Raw genomic sequence first — 25,293 nt, 5'->3', positions numbered from 1 at the left:
ACCTAATGAACCAGCCTTTTTGCCCATGACTGCCTGATGCTCTGGCCTCTGCGCCTAGCTGTACCGGCCTTTTGATCTGCCCATGAGTGATACCCAGTTCGACTACATCGTCATCGGCGGAGGCACAGCAGGTTCGCTGCTGTGCAACCGTCTCACCCGCAACAAGAATCACCGGATTCTGCTGATCGAAGCCGGCGGCAAGGATGACTACCACTGGATCCACATCCCCGTCGGCTATCTCTATTGCATAGGCAACCCGCGCACCGACTGGCTCTATCAGACCGAGCCCGACCCCGGCCTCAACGGTCGCAGCCTGCGCTATCCGCGCGGCAAGACACTGGGCGGCTGCTCCAGCATCAACGGCATGATCTATATGCGCGGCCAGGCCCGCGACTATGAGCAATGGGCCGAGCTCACCGGCGACGACACCTGGCGCTGGGAGCAGGTCCTGCCGGCTTTCAAACAGCATGAAGACCATTGGCGTCTCGACGCCGGCGGCAGCGCCAGCGAAGAGTTCATGCGCCTGCACGGCAGCAAGAGCACCGGCGGCAGCGGCGAGTGGCGCGTGGAGAAGCAGCGTCTGCGCTGGGACATACTCGACGCCTTTGCCCAGGCCGCGCAGCAGGCCGGCATCCCGGCCACCGACGACTTCAACCGCGGCTGCAACGAGGGCGTGGGCTACTTCGAGGTCAATCAGAAATCGGGCCTGCGCTGGAACACTGCCAAGGCATTTCTGCGCCCCACCTGCTATGGCCGTCCCAACTTCGAGATGTGGACCCGCGCTCAGGTGCGCCGGCTGATTCTGGAAGATCTGCCGGACGGCAGCCAGCGCTGCACCGGCGCCGAAGTCTGGACCGGAGAGGAGATGGTGACTGTGCAGGCCGGGCGCGAGGTGCTGCTCTGCGCGGGTGCGGTCAACTCACCGCATATTCTGCAGCTGTCGGGCATAGGCCCCGGCGAATTGCTGCAGCGCCATGGGATGGCTGTGCGCCGCGATCTGCCCGGCGTGGGCGCCAATCTGCAGGACCATTTACAAATCCGCTCGGTCTACAAGGTGCAGAACGCCAAGACGCTCAACACCATGGCCGGCAGTCTCTGGGGCAAGGCGGCCATCGCCCTGGAATACGCACTCAAGCGCAGCGGCCCCATGAGCATGGCGCCTTCGCAACTCGGTGCCTTTACACGCAGCAATCCGGCATTGGCCCACCCCAATCTGGAATATCACGTGCAACCGCTGTCGCTGGATGCCTTTGGTGAGCCGCTGCACGACTTTGCCGCCTTCACCGCCAGCGTCTGCAACCTCAACCCCAGCAGCCGCGGCACGGTGCAACTGCAAAGCGCGGATTTCCGCCAGGCTCCGGCCATCGCACCCCATTACCTCTCCACGCAAGAAGACCGGCAGGTGGCGGCAGACAGCCTGCGCGTCACGCGGCGCATCGTCAGCCAGCCGGCGCTTGCGCGCTTCCAACCCGAAGAGTTCAAGCCCGGTGCTCAATACCAGAGCGACGAGGAGTTGGCGCGTCTGGCCGGTGATATCGCCACCACCATCTTCCACCCCGTGGGCACGACCAAAATGGGACGCGCCGACGACCCGATGGCAGTCCTGGACAGCCGTTTCAAGGTGCGAGGCGTGCAGGGTCTGCGCGTGGTCGATGCCGGCGCCATGCCCACCATCACCAGCGGCAATACCAACAGCCCGACGCTGATGATGGCCGAGAAGGCGGCGCAGTGGATTCGTGACGCGACCTGAAAAACGGCCGCACGAAAAGCCGAGCGATTCACTGCGACAAGCCCGTCAGCGCCCGAAATTCGCTCTGGAGCGCAAAGTCTGTACTAGCGGAAGAATCCCGCGCGGCGTCATTCTCCATGAAGCAAAGTCCTCAGAGATCTTTTGCTTATAAGCATATGACGCTATTGTTTTTGAAATATCTCAAAACTCATAAGGATGTCACGAAACTTTCTGATTCATTTGTCAGACGTTTTTGATATAACCCAAGGGAATTCCCCAATGCACCACACAGGTGCAGCCCTTACATTCTCGTCACTCTCGCTGCTCCACGAAGCAGCATGGAGGGCCGAGGAGACAACTCGACACAACCAGACCAATACATATAAAAGCATCAAAGATGCGTTCAAAAGCGCCCCACAGTGGGCGCTTTTTTTATGCCTGCGCACAAGCTTGAGGCTGCGGTGCGACAATGCCGGCGCCATCCTCGGGCATTCAAGCCCGCTCTCCCCTGGCTTCTTCATCCCGCCTCCGGCAGCGCCGCCCAGCGGCAACGCGCGTTGCTCACGGCATGCACCAATTGCAGGCATTTGCTCCATGGAATGGATTCTTGTTTCCCTCGCCTCGGCCCTGGCCGGGTTTGTTGACGCCATCGTGGGAGGCGGCGGACTGATTCTGGTGCCGGCCATGTTTGCAGCCTTCCCCACCACCACGCCTGCCACGCTGTTTGGAACCAACAAGAGTGCCGCCGTCTGGGGCACGGCCATTTCCGCCTGGCAGTACAGCAAGCGTGTGCATATCACCTGGGCCACGCTGCTACCCGCCATCGGCACGACGCTGGTGGGAGCTTTTCTCGGAGCCTGGGCTGTCACATTGATTTCGCCCGATTTTCTGCGCAAGCTGCTGCCCTTCATCCTGCTGGGCGTGCTGGGCTACACCCTGGCCAAAAAAGAGCTGGGCCGCGACCACGAGCCGCGCCTGGCAGGCCGCACCGAGATGCTGACCGCCAGCGCCATCGGCCTGCTGATCGGTTTCTACGACGGCTTCTTCGGCCCGGGCACAGGCAGCTTCTTCGTGTTCCTGTTCGTGCGCCTGCTGGGCTATGACTTCCTCAACGCCTCGGCCAGCGCCAAGCTGCTGAACCTGGCCTCCAACGCCGCTGCACTGCTGCTATTCACTCTCAAGGGCCATGTCTGGTGGCACTTTGCGATTCCGCTGGCCGTGGCCAATGTGCTGGGCAGCATGCTTGGCACCTGGATGGCCTTGCGCCACGGCACGGGCTTTGTGCGCACGATTTTCATCGGCGTGGTCAGCCTGCTGATTCTGAAGACAGGTTACGACGCTTTTCTGCGTTAAACCATTACACAGCAAGCGTTAACAGCTATCAATTTATCAAGGTGCTGTTTCGTCGTCGGACAGCACCGAGATATCTTCCACACGACGCGGCGTGCCGATCGGTGCGCCTGCCTTGCCCTGGCGCACGGCAGCGATATCAGCCTCGCTGGGATAGTTGCCCACCAGCCAGTAGTCCAGTATGCGGCGTGCGATAGGCGCGGCAGCCGCTGCACCGAAGCCGGCATTCTCCACAATCACGGCCACGGCAATCCTGGGCGCTTCGGCCGGGCCGTAAGCGATATAGAGCGAGTGGTCGCGCTGGTACTCGGCCAGACGCGCAGCGTTGTACTTTTCCTTCTGGCCCACGCTCACTGCCTGGGCCGTGCCGGTCTTGCCGCCCGACAGATAGCTGGCACTGCCGAAGACGCCACGGCCCGTGCCGCCGGTCACCACTCCGACCATGCCGCGCTTGACGGCATCGACATTGCTCTGCTTGTAGCCCAGATTGACGGGGGCCGGCTGAACAATGGCCGTGCGCGTACCGGTGACGGAGTCGATCAGCTCCTTGCCCACATGGGGCGTGAAGCTCATGCCGTTGTTGACCAGCGTGGCCAGCGCATGCGAGAGCTGGAGGATGGTGAAGTTGTTGTAGCCCTGGCCGATACCCAGAGAAATCGTCTCGCCTGCAAACCATTGCTGCTGGGCTGCGCGCTTGTAGGTCTTGCGCTTCCACTCCTTGCTGGGCAGCACGCCGCGCACCTCGCCGGGCAGGTCGATGCCGGTGATCTGACCAAAGCCCAGCGGCTTCATGAAGTCGTGGATCGCATCCACGCCCATCTCGTTGGCCAGCGTGTAGAAATAGACGTTGCTGGAATGCTGGATGGCGCGCGCCAGATCCACCGGGCCCAGCGCATGGCCGGAGCGGAAGGTGTGGCCGCCGAAAGTCCAGGAGCCGCCGTCCTGGATCACCGTGCCCGGCGTGCGCTTGCCGGTCTCTATGCCCGCCAGGCCCATAAAGGGCTTGTAGGTCGAGCCCACGGGATAGGTGCCGCGCATGGAACGGTTGAGCAAAGGGCGGTCCAGCGATTCGTTGAGTGCCTTCCAGCTTTCCTGGTCGATGCCGTCGACAAAGAGATTCGGGTCGTAGGTCGGCTTGCTGACCATGGCCAGCACCTCGCCGTTGCGCGGATCCATGGCGATGGCCACGCCGCGGCGGTTGCCGTAGAGGTCTTCCACCATCTTCTGCAGCTTGATGTCCACCGACAGCTGCAGGCTGTGTCCCGGCGTGGCAGGGCGACTGCCCAGGCGGCGCACGGCATGGCCGCCAGCCGAGGTTTCCATTTCCTCCCAGCCGGTCTGACCGTGCAGCTGCAGCTCATAGCTCTTTTCGGCCCCCAGCTTGCCCATGACCTCGGTGCCACGGTAGTTGGCCGCATCGTCGGAGTCGTCGATCTCTTCTTTTTCTCTTTGGTTGATACGACCGATGTATCCGATCAAATGGCTGCCGGTTTCCTTGAGCGGGTAGGTGCGGAACAGGCGGGCCTTGATATCCACGCCCGGAAAGCGATAACGCTGAGCCGCGAATTTGGCGACTTCCTCATCCGTCAGGCGCGAGCGGATCGGAATCGACTCAAAGCTCTTGGAGTCATCCATGAGCCGCTTGAACTTGCGGCGGTCGCGCGGCGTGATCTCTATGACCCCGGACAGCCCTTCGATGGTCTCGTCCAGATCCTCGACCTTGGAGCGTGTGATCTCCAGCGTATAGGCCGAGTAATTGGTCGCCAGCACCACGCCGTTGCGGTCCAGGATCTGGCCCCGGTTGGGCACGATGGGGACCACCGCCGTGCGATTGCTCTCGGCCCGCTCGGCAAATTCCTCATGGCGCTCGACCTGCAGCACCAGCAGACGCCAGACCAGCAGACAGAACGCCAGGAACACCACGCAGCCCATGACGACTGCACGCATCCGGAAGCGCTGCAGCTCGACTTCGGTGTTGCGAATCTCCATCATGCGCAGGCTCCCCGCACGCCAAGCCAGTGACTGCAAGCAAGGGCCGCCCCGCAGCGAGGCAGTCGTCCCCCCCCGCGAAGCGAGAGGGGGAAAGGCGCGCAGCGACTCAAGGGGGCTTTCATCTACAGAGGCCGGTTTTCATCGCTGTCCGGCGCACGGCGCTGCGGCGCCAGCAGCAAAGCGCTGACCACAGGCCACAGCAAGGTCTCGATCACTGGAGCTATCAGAAACTCCAGCCCGGGGAAGATACCTCCCGTCGCCACACGCAGCAGAACCTGAATGCCGTGCGCCGCAGCAAACACCGGCAATAGGTGCAGGGCCTGCACGGGGCTCGAGAACCAGAGCAGGCGGCGACTCATCCAGCCCGTCACGAAGACCAGCAAGGTATAGGCCAGTGCATGCTGGCCCAGCAGCGAAGCCCGGTCCACATCCATGATCAGCCCCAGCACAAAGGCAATACCCAGACCCACGCGCTGCGGCTGATTCAGACTCCAGAAGGCCAGCAGCAGCAGCAACATGTCCGGCAGCCAGACGATGCGGCCCAGCGGAAGCATGTTGACGGCCAGGCCTATCACCAGGGTGACGACGATAAACAGAGGATTGACCGGCAGCAACAGCTGCTGGCCGCGCGGCATGATCATGCAGGATCCTTTGCAGGCTTGGCGGCCTTGGTCCCCGCCTTCTCAGCGGCGGCCTTCTCCTTTTCGGCAGCGGCCGCCTCCTTTTTGCCACGAGCCTTGGCAGCCCGGTCGGCCTTCTCGGCATCGGCCTGGGCCTGCATATTGGCGGCCTCGGGATGCTCGGTACGGCCCTGGGGCTTGAGCACCATCACATGGCGCACCCCCTGCACACGGCCCACGGGCTCGCAGTAGATGCGGGTGAAGGCCGAGTCGGCACGGCGGTCCACGGTCACCACCTTGGCCACGGGCAGGCCCGTGGGATAAAGCCCGTCAATACCACTGGTGGTGAGCAGATCGCCCACCTGTACATCGGCGTTGCTGGGCATGAAGCGCAACTCCAATCCGCCGGCGCGGGTCGAGGATGCATCGCCATAGGCGACGCTGCGCGCGCCAGTGCGCGGGTTGAAAACGGGAATGGCCTGATCGCGATCAATGAGCAGCGTGACCTCGGCACGCGTCGGATAGACGCGCGTGACCTGACCTATCACGCCTTTTTCATCGAGCACGGGCGAGCCCGGCGCAATATTGTCCGCCTGCCCCTTGTCGATCACCACGCGGCGCGTATAGGGGTCAGGACTGTCATAGACCACCTCGGCCACCTGCCCCGGCGTCAACGAGCGCTCACGCAACTCCAGCATGGAGCGCAGATGCTCGTTCTCCTTGATCAACTCGTCGGCCAGCTCGGCGCGCTGAGCCATGACGACCAGCTCCTTGCGCGCAGCATCCTCGCGGGCCACGGCCTGCTGTTGCACCTCGGCATAGCGGCTGGCGTTCTGATAGGCCAGCACGGGCTGGGCCACCAACCATTGCACGGGCGACAGCGCCACCGACAAGGCCGCGCGCACCGGCGTGGTGATCTTGAAACGCGCGTCGGCCACCATCAAAAACAGCGCCAAGGCGCTGTAGAGGGCAAGCTGGGAAGTGCGCGAGGCCTGTTGCTTGAACAGTGATGGAGCGCGGTGGTCCAGGGTGTCCAGGCTCATGCGTGCTCCCGCGGCATGGCCGCATGCGCACGGCCTCCTGGATCAGAAGGAATGCAAAAAGAGAGCGCGGTATGCAGGCGTATCACGGACTCAGGCCCTGTTCATGGAAGTGGCTGCGGTACGCGCACTATGCCGCGTGCCGCAAAACACCACATTGCACAGCGATTAATCGCTGGTGAAGATGCTGCCCTGGCGATCCATGGTCTCCAGCGCCATGCCGCAGCCGCGCACCACGCAGGTCAGCGGCTCCTCGGCCACCAGCACGGGCAGACCCGTCTCTTCGGCCAGCAGACGATCCAGATCGCGCAGCAGCGCACCGCCGCCGGTCAGCATCATGCCGCGCTCGGCAATGTCGGCGCCCAGCTCGGGAGGCGTCTGCTCCAGCGCATTCTTCACGGCGGAAACGATCTGGTTCAGGGGGTCGGTCAGCGCTTCCAGCACTTCGTTGGAAGAGATGGTGAAGCTGCGCGGCACGCCTTCGGACAGGTTGCGGCCCTTGACTTCCAGCTCCTTGACTTCGGAGCCAGGGAAAGCCGAGCCGATCTGCTTCTTGATCAGTTCTGCCGTCGGCTCGCCGATCAGCATGCCGTAGTTGCGGCGGATATAGCTGATGATGGACTCGTCGAACTTGTCGCCACCCACGCGCACGGAGCCCTTGTAGACCATGCCGCCCAGCGAGATCACGCCCACTTCGGTCGTGCCGCCGCCGATGTCCACCACCATGGAGCCGGAGGCTTCGGAAACGGGCAGGCCCGCGCCGATGCCGGCAGCCATGGGTTCTTCGATCAGGTACACGGCCGTGGCGCCCGCAGCTTCGGCAGCGTCCTTGATGGCGCGGCGCTCGACCTGGGTGGAGCCACAGGGCACGCAGATGATGATGCGGGGGCTGGGCGTCAGCACCGAGCGCGGATGCACCATCTTGATGAACTGCTTGATCATCTGCTCGGTGATCACGAAGTCGGCGATCACGCCGTCCTTCATGGGGCGAATGGCTTCGATGTTGCCGGGCACCTTGCCCAGCATGGCCTTGGCTTCGCGGCCGACAGCCTGAATCACCTTCTTGCCGTGGGGACCGCCTTCGTGACGGATCGCAACCACCGAAGGTTCGTCCAGAACAATGCCCTTGTCTCGGGCGAAAATCAGGGTGTTAGCTGTGCCAAGGTCAATGGCAAGGTCGGTGGAGAAGTACCGACGGAAAGCTCCGAACATTCAGGGTCCTCTCAGGCACGGCTTGCGCATCGGCTGGCCGTCGCCGGGATGTAAGGTAATGGAGTCTGGGTGGTGGGCATTTTTTGCACAATGACCAGCCGAACGGAGGTATTGCGGCAAAGCCGAGATAATACCGTATCCCCTGTGAATAACTTCTACTGTCAGGGTTAGAAACACTGCTTTACACGCGGCGGCCCTGTTAAATAATTTCTATGGCATTGAACGATCAAGACATTGCGCGCATCGCCAACTTGGCCCGCCTTGAACTGTCACAAGACGAAAGTAAGCGCATGCTCGCGCAACTAAACAACTTTTTCGGCATCGTCGAAAAAATGCAGGCTGTGGATACTTCGGGCGTCAGCCCTCTGTCACATCCGGTGGCAGCCATCCAGGACGTCGCCTTACGGCTACGTGACGATTTGGTAAGTGAGGGCAATAACCGCGACGCCAACATGCAGAACGCCCCTGCAGCCGAAAAGGGTTACTTCCTCGTGCCCAAGGTCATCGAATAAACGCGCGGAACCACAAGAACATGAGCCAAACCGAACTCCACCAATTGAGCGTGGCCGAGCTGGCCGCGCAGCTGCGCGCCAAGCAGGTCTCTGCCACCGAAGCCGCCCAGCATTTCCTGGCCCGCGCCAAGCAGCACCAGAACCTGGGCGCTTTTGTCGCCATCAATGAAGACGCCACCCTGGCCCAGGCCAAGGCGGCCGACGCCCTGATCGCCGAAGGCAAGGGCGGCAAGCTGGCCGGCGTGCCCATTGCGCACAAGGACATCTTCGTCACCAAGGACTTCCCCACCACCGCCGCCAGCAAGATGCTGGAGGGCTACCAATCGCCGTTTGACGCCACCGTGGTGCGCAAGCTGGCGAAGTCCGGCGTGGTCACCCTGGGCAAGCTCAACTGCGACGAATTCGCCATGGGCGGCGCCAACGAGAACTCGGCCGTGGCCCCCGTGGGCTTTGACGCGGCACAGCCCGTGCGCAACCCCTGGAACAACGAGCGCGTGCCCGGCGGCTCCTCGGGCGGCTCGGCCGCTGCCGTGGCCGCGCGTCTGGCCCCGGCCGTGACCGGCACCGACACCGGCGGCTCCATCCGCCAGCCCGCCTCGTTCTGCGGCATCACCGGCATCAAGCCCACCTACGGTCGCGCCAGCCGCTACGGCATGATCGCCTTTGCCTCCAGCCTGGACCAGGCCGGCCCCATGGGCCGCAGTGCCGAAGATTGCGCGCTGCTGCTCTCCGAGATGTGCGGCCCCGATCTGGACCGCGACTCCACCAGCCTGGACTACCCGGCCGAGGACTTCGCTGCCCGCCTGGGTGACTCGATCGAAGGCCTGCGCATCGGCGTGCCCGCCGAGTTCTTTGGTGAAGGCCTGTCCGACGATGTCCGCGCAGCCGTCGACGCCGCGCTCAAGGAATACGAAAAGCTGGGCGCCAAGCTGGTGCCCGTGAGCCTGCCGCGCACCGAGCTGTCCGTGCCCGTGTACTACATCCTGGCTCCGGCCGAGGCCTCGTCCAATCTGTCGCGCTTTGACGGCGTGAAGTTCGGCCATCGCGCCGCCAAGTACGAAGACCTCAACGATATGTACAAAAAGACCCGCGCCGAAGGATTCGGCGACGAGGTCAAGCGCCGCATCATGATCGGCGCCTATGTGCTGTCCGAAGGCTATTACGACGCCTACTATCTGCAGGCGCAGAAGATCCGTCGCATGATTGCCGACGACTTCCAGGCCGCGTTCAAGGACTGCGACGTCATCGCCGGCGCGGCCGCGCCGACGACGGCCTGGGCCATTGGCGGCAAGGCCGACCCGGTCAGCAACTACCTGGCCGACATCTTCACCCTGCCCGCATCGCTGGCCGGCCTGCCCGGTCTCAGCCTGCCCGCAGGCTTCGGCGACGGCGGCATGCCCGTGGGCCTGCAGCTGATCGGCAACTACTTCAGCGAAGCCAAACTGCTGAACGCGGCCCACCGCTTCCAGCAAGCGACAGACTTCCACCTGAAGAGCCCCGCCGGCATTTAAATGAAACACCCCCTGAGTCGCTTCGCGCCTTCCCCCTCAAGGGGGACGACAGCCTCGCTGCGGGGCGGCCCTTGCTCGCTGTCCCTGGATCGGGCCGCGCCGGTTTCATGCGCGGCGCCATGGATACAGCCCACTTTTTGAAGCAAGAACATGACTGTGAAACTAATCAATGGCTACGAAGTCGTCATCGGCTTCGAAACCCACACCCAGCTGGCGACCAACAGCAAGATCTTCAGCCGTGCCAGCACCGCCTTCGGCGCCGAGCCCAACACTCAGGCCAGCGCCGTGGACCTGGCCCTGCCCGGCACGCTGCCGGTGATGAACAAGAAGGCCGTGGAATGCGCAATCAAGCTCGGCCTGTCGCTGGGCTCGACGATTGCGCCGCGTTCCATCTTCGCGCGCAAGAACTACTTCTACCCCGACCTGCCCAAGGGCTACCAAATCTCCCAGTTCGAGATCCCCGTGGTGCAAGGCGGTGAAGTCAGCTTCTATCTGGAAGAAGGCAAGAACAACGTCCTCAAGACCGTGCGCCTGGTGCGTGCCCACCTGGAGGAAGATGCCGGCAAGTCCGTGCACGACGAGTTCATCGGCCAGTCCGGCATCGATTTGAACCGCGCCGGCACGCCGCTGCTGGAAATCGTGACCGAGCCCGATATCCGCTCCACCGCTGAAGCCGTAGCCTACGCCAAGGAGCTGCACAAGATCGTCACCTGGATCGGCATCTGCGACGGCAATATGCAGGAAGGCTCGTTCCGCTGCGACGCCAACGTGTCCGTGCGCAAGCCCGGCCAGCCCCTGGGCACCCGCCGCGAGATCAAGAACCTGAACTCGTTCAGGAATATGCAGATCGCCATCGACTACGAAATCCTCTGGCAGATCGAGCAGATCGAGGACGGCCACAAGATCCAGCAGGCCACCGTGCTGTTCAACCCCGACACGGGCGAGACCCGCGCCATGCGCACCAAGGAAGACGCGGCCGACTACCGCTACTTCCCCGACCCCGACCTGCCCCCGCTGGTCGTGGCACCCGAATGGGTGGAGCAGGTCAAGGCCGAGATGCCCGAGCTGCCCCGCGCCATGGCCGCGCGCTTTGTCGAGCAATACAGCCTGCCCGAGTACGACGCCACCACGCTGACGCAAAGCCAGGCCATGGCCGCCTACTTTGAAGCCGCCGCCAAGACCTGCGGCCAGCCCAAGCTGGCGTCCAACTGGGTCATGGGCGAGATCTCGCGCCGCCTGAACATGGAAGAGATCGGCATGGACCAGGTCAAGGTCAGCGCCGAGCAGCTGGGCACCCTGATCGCCCGTATCCACGGCAATGTCATCAGCAACAACTCGGCCAAGCAGGTGTTCGAGGCGCTGTGGACCGGTGAAGGCTCCGATGTGGACGCCATCATCGAAGCCAAGGACCTCAAGCAGTCCAACGACACCGGCGCGCTGGAAGCCATCATCGACGAGGTGATTGCTGCCAACCCTGCCAACGTGGAGCAATACCGCGCCGGCAAGGACAAGGCCTTCAACGCCCTGGTCGGTCAGGTCATGAAGGCGTCCAAGGGCAAGGCCAACCCCGGCCAGGTCAATGAGCTGCTCAAGGCCAAGCTGGCCTAACTCTGTTACAAGCACGTCCCTCAAGGCGTGCCTCTGCCCCCAGATAATGGGAGCACGCTCCAGGGCCGCAGGCAGCATATGCCTGCGGCCTTATTACTTGCAGCTCATCCCAGTCCTCGGTCCCCATGCCCTGTGGCGCCTGCCCAGGAAAAAATCAGTGATCTTCTCGAACGCCTCACTCATCGAATCCGAAAAAGAGCGCAACCTCTGCAGCAAGTTTTTTGCCGGTTACTTTTTCAACGAATTCACGGCCGGCTATGCCAAGCGCATCGTCCAGTTCAACCGCTACATCCAGGAAGTCACGGGCCGCGAAGACCTGGGCATTCAAAGCCCCCATATCTCGTTTGACACCCACGCCTACCTGTGCCACGAACGCCTGCGCAGCAAGCTGGCCGATGTGCTCATCTCAGACCCTGCGCGCCAGGTCTTTCTGTTCATCGAGACCAAATACCTGAGCAACTGGACTTACGCCGCCGATGTGGCCAAAGGGCTGGAGCGCCTGGACAAGGTCTTCGACGCCGATAAGAAGCCGCATCTGGCAGACACCCGCCAGCATTACTTTGTGCTGACCTCCAGACGCAAGGAAGAAGCCGCAGGCCGCCCCGTGCAGCACTACGCCCCGGTCAATGGACCGATCTATGTTCCCTCCCCTGCGCGCGCCGCAGAAGTGAGCGAGGGCGACGCGGCTGAGTCCGCGAAGCCTTCTTTCACTAGCCTGCTCTATTGGGAAGACCTGGCCCAGATGTGCGACCGCTCGGAAGTGCGGCAGTACATGGAGGCGCGGTTGAAGCTGTGTGTCAGCAGCAGTCGGAATCAGCACAAGGCTGGGTACTTTTTGCCGGGGGCGTGATAGTTAGGTGTCTGCTCCCCTCGCAGGCGCAGCCGAAGGAACGAGGGCAGCAGGGTCAGGCTCTTTGCTTACTTTCTGGTGGTCCGGCATACCGGCAGCAGAAAGTCAGTCGGCATGGCGGACCGAGACCCGCCCTCAGTCCACTAATCAGGCATGTCGCTAAAACAGAGACTTCAAGCCAAATGAGCCTCTAGCTCAATCGCATCAACGTAGGCCGCTATCAAAAAAGCGCTTTTTTTTTGTTGTACACGACAGAGGCCGGGTCTCGCCCCGGCAGGCGAGTTACCTTTCTTGCTCGCACAAGAAACGTAACCCCAAGAATGCGCCCCGACTGTCTGCGTCCCTACGCTTCGCTACGGGCAAACCTGCGTCACGCCATTCAGTCTGCGGTGCGGCAAAACTCGCTTTGCGCTGCGCGCGCCGCTCAAACAGGTTGCCGCAAGTCAGAGCACAAAGCATTGGCACTCTTCGGTGCCAATGCCCGCAGCCTAAACCGCGTGCCGCAGGCGCGGACACACGGGTGGATGCGGGAGCAGACGGCCTGCGAGAGTTGTGACGAAATTAGCTTCTAGCGCTTATCTGGATTGCGGTAGCAGCTATCAATTTCCTAAAGAAGCTATCTGGCTGTTGGTATCTGGCATTGCCCCTTTTGCCCACGCCTGCGACGGCAGGCTCTTGGGGCTGGCAATTGCACCGCAGAGTGCAACTGCATCGTCATCCAATCTGCGGCAACCTGTTTGAGCGGAGTGCGCCAGCACGCAGCGAGTCTTGCCGCACAGCCCCAAGCGCTTGACGGCGCAGGTTGCCCGCAGGCGAAGCCGGAGGGATGGGGGCAGTAGGGGCCAGCTCTTTGCCTACTTTCTGGTGGTCCGGCATACCGGCCGCAGAAAGTAGGTCGGCAGGCGAGCCGAGACCCGCCCTCTGCAAGCAAAGCAGGCATGTCGTTGGCTTTGTAAAACATGCCCTCATGTAACCCAGCAACCAAACAAGGCATCTCATCAAAACAAAACATCAAGCACTGACAGCTATCTTTTTCAAAAGCCACCGTTGATTACATAAAGCCGAGGTAAAGCGCACACCAAACCCACACAAATCTGCGCACAATCCGGCGCAAACCCCATACTTTTGCGCTCCATGTTCTCCAAGCTGCTCAAGCCCCTGCTCTGGCTGCTGGCCCTGTGCCTGGCGGTCTATATCTGTATCTGCAGCTATATGTTTGCGCAGCAGCGCCAGATGATTTTTCCGGGCAGCGGCACGCAGGTGGCTGCCGAGAGCACCGATTTCTCGCTGCAGCGCGCCGATGTGCTGCTGCGGGGCTGGCAGTTGCACCCGGCCGACGGCAAGGCGCGCAATGCGGTGATCTACTTTGGCGGGAATGCCGAGAACATTGCCCACCGGCGCCAGCAGCTGTCGCGCAGCCTGCCGCACAGCGATATCTATATGCTGGCCTACCGCGGTTATGGCGCCAGCGAGGGCGAGCCCACGCAAGAGCTGATGGAGCTCGATGCCGCCGCCTTGTTCGATGAAGTCAGGCGCCTGCACCCCGAGCTGCCCATCACCGTGATCGGCCGCAGCCTGGGCACGGGCGTGGCGGCTGCCGTGGCCGACCTGCGCCAGCCGGACCAGCTGGTGCTGGTCACGCCCTTCGACAGCATTCTGAACACGGTACGCGGCATGTATGGCTGGCTACCTGTGGAACTGCTGCTGCGCGACCCGTTCGACTCTGCCGCGCATCTGCGCAATTACCATGGGCCGATTCTGGTGCTGCGCGCCGGACGCGATCAGGTGGTGCAGCCCGAGCGCACCGACGCCCTGCTGCACAGCCTCAGGGACAAGGCTGTGCAGGTGCAGGCATTCGCCCAGGCGAATCACTCGACCATCTTCCGCGCCAACGGTTTCTGGAGCGCCATAGAGCAGTTCGTGGACGGGCATCACAAAGCGGCCTGAAAGACCTCCGACGCTCCCAGCAGGTGCTGTCCGGCGATGCGTTAAGTGCCAGTCAAATCCTTGACGACCGTCGTCGCGCCGTTTTGCCTGACGGACTCAATGCCCGCATCGCGCGAGGCTGCCGAGGCATAGAGCTGGCTTGTGCCGATAACCTGATGGTTGGCCGCCTTGAGGTTGAAATGCTCCTTGCCGTTGCTGGCTGTCTTTTTCTCATAGCGCTCGGCCAGCGGGCTGTTGGTCTGCACCGAGGCAATGCCGCTCTCGGCCGCCGCCCGTGCCTTGTACAGCTCGCTGGTGAGGATGATCTCGCCATTGCCGGCCTTCAGCACAAACCGGAACTGCCCATCGCTGCTCTTGCTCAACTCGAAATGACCTGCCATCGGTTTCTCCTTGATTGCAAAAAGCGGCCTGCGCCGCGGGGGTAGCCCGCACACTATAAAACCATCACCGCTGAAACCGGACATCTCACGGCCGGCTCCGGCGTTGATGAATCCAGCCCTGTCAGCTTTTCATGGTGTTTTCAGAAGACGGCTGATCAAGCCCCAGGCCTTCTGCCAAGCCCTCGGCATAGCCGAGCATCAGCGTGCGCCGTGATAGCAGCACGGACGCCAGCTGCGCCCAGCCCGCATGTTCCCGCACCTCATCCTGCCCCTGACCGTAGAGCATGCGCAAATCCTCTATCAGCCGATCGATCAGCACCGCATCGGGCAAGCTGGCGCGCACAAATCCCATCCAGGCGGCTCCCATGCCGAAGAAACGATAACCATATTGCGCCGCAAGATGACGGATGACGGCGTGGTTCTGGAAGCTGTCCCAGTCCGCGCTGAAATAGCCGTTCGGCTGGCCCGCAATCATGAGCTCGTCGTCGTGCACGGGCAGACGCTGGACATAGACCACCTCGTCGAGCAGCACCTCGGGACTGCGGTTGGCCTGCAGCAGGGCATCCACGTCCTCCGCAGCCAGTAGCAGCGTGCCGCAGACCTGCGCCCAGTCCTGCACCAGCTCGGGCCGCTGCAGCTGCGCCACGCGGTGCTGCAGCGAAGCCAGCGTCAGGGCCTGCTCCTGCGCCGGGTCCTCCCAGTCCATGTCGTCGGGACTGTCCAGATACAGGCGCTCATCCTGGCTCGCATGGCCGCTGGTGTAGCTGCACTGACTCACATCGTCCAGCGTGCACAGATAGCGATGTGCAGGGTCGGCGGCACGCAGCGCGTCCAGCCGCTCCAGCACCTCGTCCAGCGTCTTGAACTCCTGCAGCCATTCATGGGCGAATCCGAAGTTGCCCTGGCGGTATTCGGCCTGTTCCCCGTCGAATCTTCCTGTCTTCATTTGCGCAGCACCCGGCGATAAAAGAACACACACAGGCCCACGAAATAGGCCAGGCCCAGCCACATGGCGGGCGCAAAGCCTTCGCCCACCAGGGCCAGCGGTGCATCCTTGCCGCTGAAGCCTATGAGTGCCGCAATCAGCAGGCCCATCAGGCTCTCGCCCACGATCAAGCCGGAGGCCAGCAGCAGGCCTCGCTCCTCGGCCGCCGCCGTCCAGTCCTTGCCGCCGCGCTGCGCATAGGCCTTGATGGCTCTGGCAATGCACCAGCCCAGCACCGCGCCTATGGTCAGCGTCAAGCCTATGGTGGGCGGCAGATAGATGCCCAGGCCCACGGCCAGCGGCGGCAGCGCGCCCTTGCCGCTCTTGCGCAGGGTCAGATCGATCAGGATGACGGCAATGCCCACGGCCACGCCCAGACCCAGCATGCTCCAGTCCAGCGAGCCCTTGAAGATGCCGCTGGCAATCTGCATCATCAGCGTGGCCTGTGGCGCGGCCAGGGCCTGATTCGGGTCCATGCCGGCACGCGGCATGCTGCCGGCAAAACCGTAGGCGTTGTAGAGCAGATCCAGCACGGGCGGTATGACCAGCGCCCCCACCAGACAGCCGATGATGAGCACGATCTGCTGACGCCAGGGCGTGGCCCCCACCAGATAGCCGGTCTTGAGATCCTGCAGGTTGTCGTTGGAGATCGCAGCCATGGCCAGAACGGCCGAAACCATGAACAGCACCAGCGCAATGCCCATCTGCCCCGCGACGGCGCTGGCATAGGCCGGCACCAGGGCATGCAGCGCCAGCAGGGCCACGCCCATGAGCAGGGTGGCGATGATGCCGATGCCCGAGATGGGACTGGCCGACGAGCCCACCAGACCGGCCATATAGCCGCAGGCCGCCGCCACCAGAAAGCCGAACAGGGCCGCGAACAGCACGCACAAGGCCGCCAGGCCGTAGCGTGCGCCAGCGGCCAGATCGGGCATATGCCCGGCGATGAAGTCATTGACCACCAGGAACAGCACGCCCAGGGCGGCGGCACCTATCGCCAGCATCCAGCTGCGCGGCATGTCCTTGTCGGTTTCGTCGCCGCCGGCCCCCTCGGCAACGCTGCGTGCAGGCTGGTTGCGAATCGCCTGGACAATGGGCTTGGCCAGCGTGGCCACGGTCCACAGCGCCGAGATGCCGATGACGCCCGCCCCCAGAAAGCGGGCCTTGCTGCCCCAGAGCAGGGTGGACAGCTCGGAGAGCGCCTGGCCGGCCGCAGGAGACGCCTGGGCCGTCAGCCAGGGCACGACCACGCCCCAGCACAGCGCCAGCCCCGCAAGCACGGCAATGCCTGCGGCCGCCCCCATCAGATAGCCGGCAGCCAGCAGTGCGGGCGAAAAGCCTGCCGCCACGCGAAAGGCCACGCTGCCTGCGGGAATCCAGAAATTGAAGGCATCGCCAAGCAGACGCAGACCGCCGCTGAGAAAGCCGAACAGCGCGGCCAGCCCCGTGCCCCAACCCAGCTCGCGCAAGCCCGAACTACGCGGTTTGCCCAGGTTCTCCGGATCGTGAAGATGGCGCTGCTCATCGCCTACGCGCAACACCTCGGCAGCGGCCACGCCCTCGGGATAGGGCAGCTCGGACTGCACCACCAGCACGCGGCGCAGGGGCACGGTGTAGAGCACGCCCAGCGTGCCGCCGGCCGCGCAGATCAATGCCGTCTGCCAGAACGGGAAACCCGTCCACAGCCCCAGCATGAGCAATGCCGGCAGCACAAAGATGACCGAAGACAAGGTGCCGGCCGCGGAGGCCTGGGTCTGCACCAGATTGTTTTCAAGGATGTTGGAATCCTTGAAGCGATAGAGCAGCGCCATGGAGATCACGGCAGCGGGAATCGCCGAGGCAAAGGTCAACCCGACCTTGAGCCCCAGATAGACGTTGGCGGCGGTGAACGCCAGGGTGATGAGCGCGCCAAGCAGCACGCCACGAAAGGTGAACTCTCTCTTGATTGGTGTATTCATTGTGCAAGCGGGAGGGTCTGTAACGGCACAAGCCTAGCATCAGCGGCGCGCAACACCATGTCCGTCGCGCGCCCTTCGGGCCAGCTCCTGGCATCGCCAATGGCCGGTCCATGAAAAAAGGAGACCAAGGTCTCCTTTTCCGTTCAGAGGCCAAGGCTTCAGAACAGCACGCGGCAGCGGATGGTGCCCGCAATCTGCGCGAGCTTTTCCAGCGCCAGCGCCGAGGACTTGGCATCGATATCGATCACCACATAGCCCACTTTTTCATCGGTACGCAGGTACTGACCGGCGATATTGATGCCGTTGTCGGCAAACACCTGGTTGATGGCAGAGAGAATGCCGGGGCGATTCTCGTGCACATGCAGGATGCGGTTGTTGCCGGGGTGCTCGGGCAGCGCCACTTCGGGGAAGTTGACGGCCGATGTGGTCGTGCCGTTGTCGCTGTACTTGACCAGCTTTTCCGCCACTTCCAGACCGATATTGGCCTGCGCCTCCATGGTGGAGCCGCCGATATGCGGCGTGAGGATGACATTGTCCATGCCGCGCAGCGGCGACAGGAATTCGTCCTTGTTGCTCTTGGGCTCCTTGGGGAAGACGTCGATGGCCGCGCCCAGCAGCTTGCCGCTTTGCAGCGACTCCGCCAGCGCCTCGATATCGACCACCGTGCCGCGCGATGCATTGATGAGAATGCTGCCGGGCTTCATGGCGGCAATCTGCGCCGCTCCCATCATGCCGTTGGTGGAGGCCAGCTCGGGCACATGCAGGGTGACGATGTCGGACTGGGCCAGCAGCTCGTTGAGACCGCTGCTCTGCTGGGCATTGCCCAGCGGCAGCTTGGTCACCACGTCGTGGAAGATGACCTTCATGCCCAGGCCTTCGGCCAGCACCGACAGCTGGGTGCCGATGGAGCCATAGCCGACGATGCCCAGCGTCTTGCCGCGGATCTCGAAGGAATTCTCCGCGCTCTTCTTCCAGCCGCCGCGGTGGGAGACGGCATTCTTTTCGGGGATGCCGCGCAGCAGCAAAATGGCTTCGCCCAGCACCAGCTCCGCCACCGAACGGGTATTGGAGTAAGGCGCGTTGAAGACCACCACACCGCGCTCGCGCGCTGCGTTGAGATCCACCTGGTTGGTGCCGATGCAAAAGCAGCCCACGGCCACCAGCTTCTGCGCGGCCGCGAACACATCGGCCGTGAGCTGGGTGCGCGAGCGGATGCCGACAAAGTGCACATCGGCAATCTTGCGCTTGAGCTCCTCGCCGTCCAGCGCGCCGGTCAGTGCCTCCACATTGGTGTAGCCCGCGTCATGCAGCACCTTGAGCGCGGAGGGATGTATGCCCTCGAGCAGCAAAAACTTGATCTTCGATTTATCCAGCGACGTCTTACCCATGATCCAGCCTCGATCCATCAAAACTCCATTACAGCGGTTTCGTAATTCCGTTACAGGATCTGGGTGCATCGCTCCTTCGTGAAGTGAAGAGGAGCCGCACCGGCGTCCCTGGCCCAAAAACAAGCACTGGGCGGGACGGAAGCGTGCATGTGTCGACTCAGCTGTAACAAATTACGACTTTCCGATTCGCTTCCTACAATCGCGATCATTCACGCGCTTCCAATTTCATAGTTGAAAGTGCAGACCACTCAAGCTTTTTACAAGGATTTGCTGCCTATGCTGACCCTCTTGCGCCGCGCAGAAGATTTGCTGATTCAAGTTCTGCGTCTTGTCTTGCTCGCCTTTTCCATCTTTGTGCTGTTTGGCATGGGCCACTGGATCTGGGACCACTACAAGCCCAAGAAGCCCGATATCGCCACTGCCGGCGCAACGGCGCTGAACTGGAAGGATGCGCCCTACGACCTCAAGTACATGGAAGAAGAGACCGGCCGCGACCTGAGCGTCCTCGGCAACGCCGTGCCTATGGAAAAGCGTCTGGCCGACCCTGCCCTGCGTCCTGATTTCCGCAAGGCCGACGGCCTGCTGCGTGGCTTCATCTACCGAGACACGGCTGCGCGCAAACGCGTAGAAACGGAAAACAGCAGCCAGGGCCTGGATCCCATCCACCCCCTGCTCAAGGGCGATGCCCTGCCCTCGGCCGACGATATCAACCGCCAGATCAAGATGCGCGAGGCACGTGAAAACTCCTGCTGCGACAAGGAGGCTGCCGACGCGGCCGCTGCCGAGGTGGATGCCGCCTGGACGGCTCGCCGCATCTCGCTGACCCGCGAGGACCGCATGGCACGTGCCGCCGCAGATGCTGCAGCCGATGCAGCGATTGCGGCAGCCGCCGAGGCTTCGGGCGAAGACGCCATGCTGATGGATCCGGTGAACCTGGCCTCCGAAATCAACGACCGTGCCCAGGCAGCCGAGATGGAGCATGGCGAGGGTTCATACGCCGCCTACATCAAGGGGCTGCCCGTGGCGCTGGAGAAGGTGCTGGGCAACGAAAGCCTGGCCAAGAAGCTGCAGCAGCAGTCCGCTCCGCAGATCGTCAACACCTTGCTGACCAACTACACACTGTCGTTCGACCGCACGGCCGCCAAGCTGCGCGGCGACAACCCCGATGAGGAAAAGTGGGAGTTTCTGGGCATGGACACGGCTTTTGCCACGCTGCTGATTTCCTGCCTGGTGATGGTGATGATGGCGCTGGTGATGTTCCGCATGGAGCGCCATCTGCGCGGCATCGGCGCGCAATCGGGTCAAAAGTCCTGATCTCCCGGCTCCGGCACAAAGGCCGGAGCTTGCGCTATGGTTTCGGGCCCGCCGCTGTACAGCAGGCGGGCCCTTTTCTTTTCAGTTCAGCGATATCACCATGAGCACCACCCGTAGCAGTACCGTCCCCGTCCACGCGCAATTCGTCGAGCGCATGTCGCCGCGCGCCTTTGTGCCTGAAGCACTGAGCGCTGCCCAGATCGAGCAACTGGTGGAAGCCGCCCGCTGGGCGCCTTCGGCCAGCAACAAGCAGCCCTGGCACTTTGCCTACGCCCTGCGTGACGACGCGAACTGGCAGGCGTTCTCGCAGATCCCCAACGAAGCCAACCGCCGCTGGTGCCTGAATGGCAGCGCGCTGATCGTGCTGCTGTCGGACAGGCAGGCTTCCGCCGCCAAGCACAGCTTCGATGCGGGCTGCGCCTGGGGCTATCTGGCGCTGCAGGCCCATGCCATGGGTCTGGCCACGCACGCCATGGGCGGCTTCTCTGCCGATGAAGCCCGCAAGGTGCTGAACCTGCCCGAGCATCTGGTGCCCGAATGCGTGATCGCCGTGGGCCGCCGCGCCGATGCTGCCACGCTGCCCGACGATCTGCGCGAGCGCGAGCAGCCCTCGGGCCGCAAGCCGCTGGCCGAAATGCTGAGTGCCGGAGCCGTTCAGGCCGCCGCAACCGCCTGAAGCGGAGCCAATCCCGCCAAAGCTCCACAGCTCACCCTGTGGAGCTTTTTTTGACAGAATTGCCGCATTAATCAATACAACATTGCGGGAGCAGCTATCAAATTTGCGCCCCGCAGCCTGAGCCTATGTCCGTCATGCAAACAATGTGGCAGCGCCTGGGGCCGGTGGCCTCGCGCCCTTCTTGGAAAGAGCTGATCCGCGCCAGCATTGGCGCAGGCCTGGGCCTGGCTCTGGCCGGCATTCTGGTGGGGCTGGTCGAGCATTTCTTTCCCAACACCCTGTTTCTGTTCGCACCGCTGGGCGCCACGGCCGTGCTGGTGTTCGCCGTGCCCAGCAGCCCGCTGGCCCAGCCCTGGAACTGTGTCGTCGGCAACACCGTGCCTGCTCTCTATACCTTGCTGCTGCTCTGGGCGTTTCCCACGCTGTCCCAGACCTCGCTGGCCGCGCTGGCCGTGGCAGGAGCCATTGCCCTGATGCTGCTGCTGCGTGCCCTGCACCCACCGGGTGGCGCCGTGGCCTTGCTGACGGTACTGGCGGCGGCCCAGATGGCGCCGCTGGGCTGGCATCTGCTGATTCCCATGGCCGTGCTCTCAGGCGTTCTTGCTGCAGTCGGCGTGCTCTACCATCGTGCCTGCGGCCGTCCCTACCTGCACCAGCCGCCCCAGGCGGCCAAGACCCTGCGCCCCACCACGCGCCTGGCGCTGAGCGAGCAGGATCTGGAGCAGTTGTTGCAACGCTTCGAGCAAAGCTACAACCTGACACCCGAGGACCTGGGCGAGCTGCTGGCCGCCGCCGAGGAGGAAGCCATCAAGCGCCGGCTGTCCAGCGTGAACTGCGGCACCGTCATGTCCGCCAAGCTCCTGACCGTCAGCCCGCAGACTCCGCTCGAAGAGGTCGCCGAGCTGTTTCACCGCCATCTGATCAAAAGCCTTCCCGTGGTCGATGCGCAAGGTGAGCTGATTGGCCGCGTGCTGCGCGCCGACCTGTTCGACTGGCTCTGGCAGGATCACCGCGCGCGCCAGCAGCAAAACCTCTGGCAGCGACTGCGCAGCAGGCCATCCAAAGTGCAGTCCGTAGCCCAGGAACTGATGCGCGCACCAGAGATGAGCGTGCAGGAAGACACACCCATGGGCGATCTGCTGCACGAGCTGGCATCGCACAGCGTTCAGTTCATTGCCGTGCTGCGCGGCAAAACCCTGGTCGGGGTCATCACGCGCTCCGACGTGATTCGCACCTTGCTCTCCATCAATCAATAGCCATGCGGGCAAAGGCCCTCTTGCCTGACACGGGCTGCTGGATAAACTATGGGCAGTACTGGTTTGATTGCCCGAAAAGGAGTTGCTGCCATGGACGCCGTGTTCACCCCCAACCTCGACAAGCTGCGCAACATCGTGCAAAGCTTTGGAGCCAGTTCCTTTACCGCGACACAGGTGGCCACGGAATATGAAGGCAGCACTGCCAGCAGCGAAATCACCAAGACCTTCGAAGAGCTGCTCGCCCACCACGCCACCGTGCTGGGCATTCAGTCCGTGCCGGGCCACCATGTGGTCTGGCGCGCAAACTGAGCCGCTGACAAGCCCCTTCATGCATGCCCACTTCGGTGGGTATTTTCTTTTTCATCCAGGGATCAACTGGGCTAAAGTGCGGCGCCATGTCGCTGATTCCTCTTTCGTTGTGGATGCCGCTGTCCGTTGCGGCCTGCGTGCTGCTGGTACTGGCCGCCGTGGGCTGGCTATGGCGTACCGCCCTTCGCATCCCCGCAGGCAGCCGTGACGGCCGCAATATGCGCAGCATGGCCGCCATTGCCAGCGCAGGCCTGCTGCTATGGCTGGCCTATGGCTTGTTCAAGGGTTATGGGGCGCTGTGGCAAGCCGATGCGCTGATGCTCATGGCTCAGGCACCGTTGCTGGTGCAGATGCCCTTGATCATCGCTGGAGTGGCCTGGATTGCGACCCTGCTGCTGGGTCGAGTCATGGCCATGCACAAAGACGGCCACGAAGACTGAAGGCACAACCGTCAGTGCGAGCGCGTTGCGGCCGGCTGCAGATCAGCCCATAGCTTGCGCAGCTGCTGCAGCTCGGCATCGAAGCGCTGGTTGATGCGCTGCTTTTCCTCTTCCTGCTGCTTGATGAAGCGCTGCTGCTCGGCCTGAGATTCCGTGTTGTCGTCCAGCTGACGGCGCAGATTGGCGGGAGCCTTCTTCGGGTCGTTCTGATAGAACTCCAGCTCGGTATTGAGCTTGCGGCGGCGTTCCTTGAGATCGACCTGGCGCTGCTGGGCCACGCCGATCACATCGTTGACCTGGGCAATCGCCTCGGCTCTGGCGGCGTCATGCACGCCCTGATTGGGGAAGCGCGCCAGCATGGCACGGTCACGCGAGCGCTCCTCACGCAGGCGTTGCTGATCGGCCTGGTCCTGGCGGCGCTTGGCCTCCTGTGCACTGCGCTCCTGATCGGTCAGCGTGGGGCCCACGCGGCGCAACTCGACGCCCGTGGAACCAAGCACACGCTGCTCGCGATCGACGCAGGAGGCAATAGGTCTGTCGGCCGTGATGCGCCGCCCATTGGCATCCGTGCAGGCGTAGATACCGCCGCTATTGGCTGGGGCCTGGGCTTGAGCCGGCATGGCGCCTGCCCAGACGGTAGCTATCACATACAAACTCAGTTTTGCATGCAAGGCCTGCTTCATTTGCGTGTTTATTCCTTGTCTTCAACACCATAACGCTGACGGTAGGCCAGCACGCGCTCATGATGCTCGCGGCCGGCATCCCCGCCCTGCTGCTCGAGATAAAGCAACAGATCTGCCAGCTTGGCAATCGCACAGACCTGCATGCCCAGCTGATTGCGCACATATTGCACGGCGCTGTGCGGCACGTCCTGGCCATTCTCCGTCGCCATTTCCTGGCGATCCAGAGCGATGGCCACGGCATGCGGCTCGGCACCGGCCGCCTTGATGATAGCAATCGACTCGCGCGCGGCCGTACCGGCCGACATCACGTCGTCAATGATGAGCACGCGGCCCTTGAGGGGAGCGCCCACCAAAGTACCGCCTTCGCCGTGGTCCTTGGCTTCCTTGCGGTTGTAGGCAAAGGGTACGTTCTTGCCCTGGCGTGCCAGTTCCACCGCCACCGTGGCTGCCAAAGGGATGCCCTTGTAGGCAGGCCCGAAGACCATATCAAACTCCATGCCGCTGGCCAGAATGGCTTTTGCATAGAATTCGGACAGACGGGCCATCTTGGCGCCATCGTCGAACAGGCCGGCATTGAAGAAGTACGGGCTGATGCGCCCGGCCTTGGTCTTGAATTCGCCAAAACGCAGCACGCCCGCATCGACGGCAAACTGCACAAAATCCTGCGCCAGACGGTCTGCACCGCCCATTGGCTTCTCACTCACCACCATGGATTCATCCTTGTTCAAATTAACCAGCCTCAACCTCAACGGTATCCGCTCTGCCACGACCAAAGGCGCCGAAGCCTGGATCGAAGCCACTGCGCCGGATTGTATTTGCGTCCAGGAAATCAAGGCCCAGGCTTCGGATATGGCCGGGCGCTTCGAGGTGTTGGCCGGCATGAAGGGCTATTTCCACTTTGCCGAGAAAAAAGGCTACTCGGGCGTGGGCGTCTACACCCGCCACGAGCCCAGCGATGTGGTCGTCGGCTTCGATATCGACGAGTTCGACGCCGAGGGCCGCTATGTCGAAACCCGCTTCGACACGCCCGGCCGCAAGTTCTCCATCATCAGCGCCTACTTTCCCAGCGGCAGTTCGGGCGAGTTGCGCCAGGAGGCCAAGTTCCGCTTTCTCGCCAAGATGCACAGCCACCTGATGCACCTCAAGGCAGAGCGCGACTTCGTGCTCTGCGGCGATATCAATATCGCGCACCAGAAGGAAGACCTGAAGAACTGGCGCGGCAACCAGAAAAACAGCGGCTTCCTGCCCGAAGAGCGCGACTGGATGAGCAAGTTGCTGCACAAGACCGAGGCCGGCGGCGGTCTGGTCGACGTCTATCGTCAGCTTCAGCCCGACACCACGGATGCCTGCTATACATGGTGGAGCAATCGGGGCCAGGCCTATGCCAACAACGTGGGATGGCGTCTGGACTACCACCTGGCCACACCGGCGATCGCGGCCCTGGCCCGCACCGAGTCCATCTACAAGGGCGAGAAGTTCTCGGACCACGCGCCCATCACCATTGGTTACGACATGGCGATCTGAAGCGCGCAA

Annotated in this window: 23 protein-coding genes; 13 read left to right on the top strand and 10 right to left on the bottom strand. The window is 62.8% G+C overall.

The genetic code is table 11. The features are described from left to right. Positions 1-82 precede the first annotated feature (82 nt). Both JAO85_RS11015 and JAO85_RS11010 read left to right on the top strand, forming a co-directional pair. Entirely contained in the window at positions 83-1,750 is a 1,668-nt protein-coding gene (locus JAO85_RS11015; RefSeq protein ID WP_202788085.1) for a GMC family oxidoreductase, read from the top strand. A gap of 573 nt (positions 1,751-2,323) precedes the next feature. Further along, a complete protein-coding gene (locus JAO85_RS11010) occupies positions 2,324-3,082 on the top strand; it encodes a TSUP family transporter (protein ID WP_003074636.1) in 759 nt (252 codons plus the stop codon). Positions 3,083-3,118: 36 nt separating this feature from the next. Here JAO85_RS11010 and mrdA read toward each other — a convergent pair whose 3' ends face one another. From mrdA to JAO85_RS10990, 4 genes are all read right to left on the bottom strand, one after another. Next, complete coding sequence (gene mrdA, locus JAO85_RS11005) at positions 3,119-5,071, bottom strand: penicillin-binding protein 2 (protein WP_003070410.1); 1,953 nt, start codon at positions 5,069-5,071, stop codon at positions 3,119-3,121. A 122-nt stretch (positions 5,072-5,193) separates the two neighbouring features. Next, positions 5,194-5,712, bottom strand: coding sequence for a rod shape-determining protein MreD (gene mreD, locus JAO85_RS11000; protein WP_003070409.1), 519 nt, complete (start codon positions 5,710-5,712; stop codon positions 5,194-5,196). Beyond that, on the bottom strand, positions 5,709-6,734 hold the full coding sequence (mreC, locus tag JAO85_RS10995; RefSeq protein ID WP_003070406.1) for a rod shape-determining protein MreC: 1,026 nt from the start codon (positions 6,732-6,734) through the stop codon (positions 5,709-5,711). Before mreC ends, mreD begins: the two co-directional genes overlap by 4 nt. Positions 6,735-6,899: 165 nt before the next feature. After that, the gene (locus JAO85_RS10990; protein ID WP_003059473.1) at positions 6,900-7,943 is read right to left on the bottom strand and encodes a rod shape-determining protein; all 1,044 of its coding nucleotides are present in this window, start codon (positions 7,941-7,943) and stop codon (positions 6,900-6,902) included. 212 nt (positions 7,944-8,155) lie between these two features. Between JAO85_RS10990 and gatC the strand changes: the two genes are divergently transcribed. The 5 genes from gatC to JAO85_RS10965 all read left to right on the top strand — a co-directional run bounded on the left by gatC (position 8,156) and on the right by JAO85_RS10965 (position 14,371). Beyond that, the gene (gene gatC, locus JAO85_RS10985; RefSeq protein ID WP_003070403.1) at positions 8,156-8,455 is read left to right on the top strand and encodes an Asp-tRNA(Asn)/Glu-tRNA(Gln) amidotransferase subunit GatC; all 300 of its coding nucleotides are present in this window, start codon (positions 8,156-8,158) and stop codon (positions 8,453-8,455) included. A gap of 20 nt (positions 8,456-8,475) precedes the next feature. Next, entirely contained in the window at positions 8,476-9,966 is a 1,491-nt protein-coding gene (gene gatA, locus JAO85_RS10980; protein WP_202788084.1) for an Asp-tRNA(Asn)/Glu-tRNA(Gln) amidotransferase subunit GatA, read from the top strand. Positions 9,967-10,116: 150 nt separating this feature from the next. Next, positions 10,117-11,574, top strand: a complete 1,458-nt coding sequence (gene gatB, locus JAO85_RS10975; RefSeq protein ID WP_202788083.1) for an Asp-tRNA(Asn)/Glu-tRNA(Gln) amidotransferase subunit GatB — start codon at positions 10,117-10,119, stop codon at positions 11,572-11,574. A 157-nt stretch (positions 11,575-11,731) separates the two neighbouring features. Beyond that, a complete protein-coding gene (locus JAO85_RS10970; protein WP_012836752.1) occupies positions 11,732-12,424 on the top strand; it encodes a hypothetical protein in 693 nt (230 codons plus the stop codon). A 1,134-nt stretch (positions 12,425-13,558) separates the two neighbouring features. Further along, entirely contained in the window at positions 13,559-14,371 is an 813-nt protein-coding gene (locus JAO85_RS10965; protein WP_202788082.1) for an alpha/beta hydrolase, read from the top strand. A gap of 41 nt (positions 14,372-14,412) precedes the next feature. Here JAO85_RS10965 and JAO85_RS10960 read toward each other — a convergent pair whose 3' ends face one another. The 4 genes from JAO85_RS10960 to serA all read right to left on the bottom strand — a co-directional run bounded on the left by JAO85_RS10960 (position 14,413) and on the right by serA (position 19,082). Then, positions 14,413-14,751, bottom strand: a complete 339-nt coding sequence (locus JAO85_RS10960; RefSeq protein WP_202788081.1) for a YegP family protein — start codon at positions 14,749-14,751, stop codon at positions 14,413-14,415. A gap of 121 nt (positions 14,752-14,872) precedes the next feature. Then, positions 14,873-15,697, bottom strand: coding sequence for a hypothetical protein (locus JAO85_RS10955; RefSeq protein ID WP_202788080.1), 825 nt, complete (start codon positions 15,695-15,697; stop codon positions 14,873-14,875). Further along, positions 15,694-17,694 (bottom strand): OPT family oligopeptide transporter, encoded by a 2,001-nt coding sequence (locus JAO85_RS10950; protein WP_202788079.1) that lies wholly within the window; start codon positions 17,692-17,694, stop codon positions 15,694-15,696. Before JAO85_RS10950 ends, JAO85_RS10955 begins: the two co-directional genes overlap by 4 nt. Before the next feature lie 158 nt (positions 17,695-17,852). Next, positions 17,853-19,082: a phosphoglycerate dehydrogenase gene (gene serA / locus JAO85_RS10945; RefSeq protein ID WP_034357918.1), complete on the bottom strand. Its 1,230-nt coding sequence runs from the start codon at positions 19,080-19,082 to the stop codon at positions 17,853-17,855. Positions 19,083-19,358: 276 nt separating this feature from the next. On the opposite strand from serA, the gene JAO85_RS10940 reads away from it, so the two are divergent. From JAO85_RS10940 to JAO85_RS10920, 5 genes are all read left to right on the top strand, one after another. Next, positions 19,359-20,396, top strand: coding sequence for a hypothetical protein (locus tag JAO85_RS10940; protein ID WP_202788078.1), 1,038 nt, complete (start codon positions 19,359-19,361; stop codon positions 20,394-20,396). Between the two features lie 100 nt (positions 20,397-20,496). After that, positions 20,497-21,072, top strand: a complete 576-nt coding sequence (locus JAO85_RS10935) for a nitroreductase family protein (RefSeq protein WP_237734796.1) — start codon at positions 20,497-20,499, stop codon at positions 21,070-21,072. A gap of 134 nt (positions 21,073-21,206) precedes the next feature. After that, positions 21,207-22,328, top strand: a complete 1,122-nt coding sequence (locus tag JAO85_RS10930; RefSeq protein ID WP_229227851.1) for an HPP family protein — start codon at positions 21,207-21,209, stop codon at positions 22,326-22,328. 90 nt (positions 22,329-22,418) lie between these two features. After that, complete coding sequence (locus JAO85_RS10925; protein ID WP_003070377.1) at positions 22,419-22,637, top strand: hypothetical protein; 219 nt, start codon at positions 22,419-22,421, stop codon at positions 22,635-22,637. An 86-nt stretch (positions 22,638-22,723) separates the two neighbouring features. Continuing rightward, positions 22,724-23,077, top strand: a complete 354-nt coding sequence (locus JAO85_RS10920) for a hypothetical protein (RefSeq protein ID WP_003070374.1) — start codon at positions 22,724-22,726, stop codon at positions 23,075-23,077. An 11-nt stretch (positions 23,078-23,088) separates the two neighbouring features. On the opposite strand, the gene JAO85_RS10915 is transcribed toward JAO85_RS10920, so the two are convergent. Together JAO85_RS10915 and pyrE are read right to left on the bottom strand one after the other, a co-directional pair. After that, positions 23,089-23,760 carry a DUF4124 domain-containing protein gene (locus JAO85_RS10915; protein WP_202788077.1) on the bottom strand — a complete coding sequence of 224 codons (672 nt, stop codon included), beginning with the start codon at positions 23,758-23,760 and terminating at the stop codon, positions 23,089-23,091. A gap of 8 nt (positions 23,761-23,768) precedes the next feature. Then, entirely contained in the window at positions 23,769-24,470 is a 702-nt protein-coding gene (gene pyrE, locus JAO85_RS10910; RefSeq protein WP_045839220.1) for an orotate phosphoribosyltransferase, read from the bottom strand. Positions 24,471-24,480: 10 nt separating this feature from the next. On the opposite strand from pyrE, the gene JAO85_RS10905 reads away from it, so the two are divergent. Further along, positions 24,481-25,284, top strand: a complete 804-nt coding sequence (locus JAO85_RS10905; RefSeq protein WP_202788076.1) for an exodeoxyribonuclease III — start codon at positions 24,481-24,483, stop codon at positions 25,282-25,284. Positions 25,285-25,293: the final 9 nt, after the last annotated feature.

This window comes from Comamonas sp. NyZ500 (genome assembly GCF_016772095.1).
Lineage (GTDB): Bacteria > Pseudomonadota > Gammaproteobacteria > Burkholderiales > Burkholderiaceae_C > Comamonas > Comamonas thiooxydans.
This window is presented reverse-complemented; position numbering and strand designations above follow the sequence as displayed.

Coding starts and splice junctions, on each gene's coding strand:
- JAO85_RS11015 (WP_202788085.1), top strand. CDS start 83: ATGAGTGATACCCAGTTCGACTACATCGTCATCGGCGGAGGCACAGCA.
- JAO85_RS11010 (WP_003074636.1), top strand. CDS start 2,324: ATGGAATGGATTCTTGTTTCCCTCGCCTCGGCCCTGGCCGGGTTTGTT.
- mrdA (WP_003070410.1), bottom strand. CDS start 5,071: ATGATGGAGATTCGCAACACCGAAGTCGAGCTGCAGCGCTTCCGGATG.
- mreD (WP_003070409.1), bottom strand. CDS start 5,712: ATGATCATGCCGCGCGGCCAGCAGCTGTTGCTGCCGGTCAATCCTCTG.
- mreC (WP_003070406.1), bottom strand. CDS start 6,734: ATGAGCCTGGACACCCTGGACCACCGCGCTCCATCACTGTTCAAGCAA.
- JAO85_RS10990 (WP_003059473.1), bottom strand. CDS start 7,943: ATGTTCGGAGCTTTCCGTCGGTACTTCTCCACCGACCTTGCCATTGAC.
- gatC (WP_003070403.1), top strand. CDS start 8,156: ATGGCATTGAACGATCAAGACATTGCGCGCATCGCCAACTTGGCCCGC.
- gatA (WP_202788084.1), top strand. CDS start 8,476: ATGAGCCAAACCGAACTCCACCAATTGAGCGTGGCCGAGCTGGCCGCG.
- gatB (WP_202788083.1), top strand. CDS start 10,117: ATGACTGTGAAACTAATCAATGGCTACGAAGTCGTCATCGGCTTCGAA.
- JAO85_RS10965 (WP_202788082.1), top strand. CDS start 13,559: ATGTTCTCCAAGCTGCTCAAGCCCCTGCTCTGGCTGCTGGCCCTGTGC.
- JAO85_RS10960 (WP_202788081.1), bottom strand. CDS start 14,751: ATGGCAGGTCATTTCGAGTTGAGCAAGAGCAGCGATGGGCAGTTCCGG.
- JAO85_RS10955 (WP_202788080.1), bottom strand. CDS start 15,697: ATGAAGACAGGAAGATTCGACGGGGAACAGGCCGAATACCGCCAGGGC.
- JAO85_RS10950 (WP_202788079.1), bottom strand. CDS start 17,694: ATGAATACACCAATCAAGAGAGAGTTCACCTTTCGTGGCGTGCTGCTT.
- serA (WP_034357918.1), bottom strand. CDS start 19,082: ATGGGTAAGACGTCGCTGGATAAATCGAAGATCAAGTTTTTGCTGCTC.
- JAO85_RS10940 (WP_202788078.1), top strand. CDS start 19,359: ATGCTGACCCTCTTGCGCCGCGCAGAAGATTTGCTGATTCAAGTTCTG.
- JAO85_RS10935 (WP_237734796.1), top strand. CDS start 20,497: ATGAGCACCACCCGTAGCAGTACCGTCCCCGTCCACGCGCAATTCGTC.
- JAO85_RS10930 (WP_229227851.1), top strand. CDS start 21,207: ATGCAAACAATGTGGCAGCGCCTGGGGCCGGTGGCCTCGCGCCCTTCT.
- JAO85_RS10925 (WP_003070377.1), top strand. CDS start 22,419: ATGGACGCCGTGTTCACCCCCAACCTCGACAAGCTGCGCAACATCGTG.
- JAO85_RS10920 (WP_003070374.1), top strand. CDS start 22,724: ATGTCGCTGATTCCTCTTTCGTTGTGGATGCCGCTGTCCGTTGCGGCC.
- JAO85_RS10915 (WP_202788077.1), bottom strand. CDS start 23,760: ATGAAGCAGGCCTTGCATGCAAAACTGAGTTTGTATGTGATAGCTACC.
- pyrE (WP_045839220.1), bottom strand. CDS start 24,470: ATGGTGGTGAGTGAGAAGCCAATGGGCGGTGCAGACCGTCTGGCGCAG.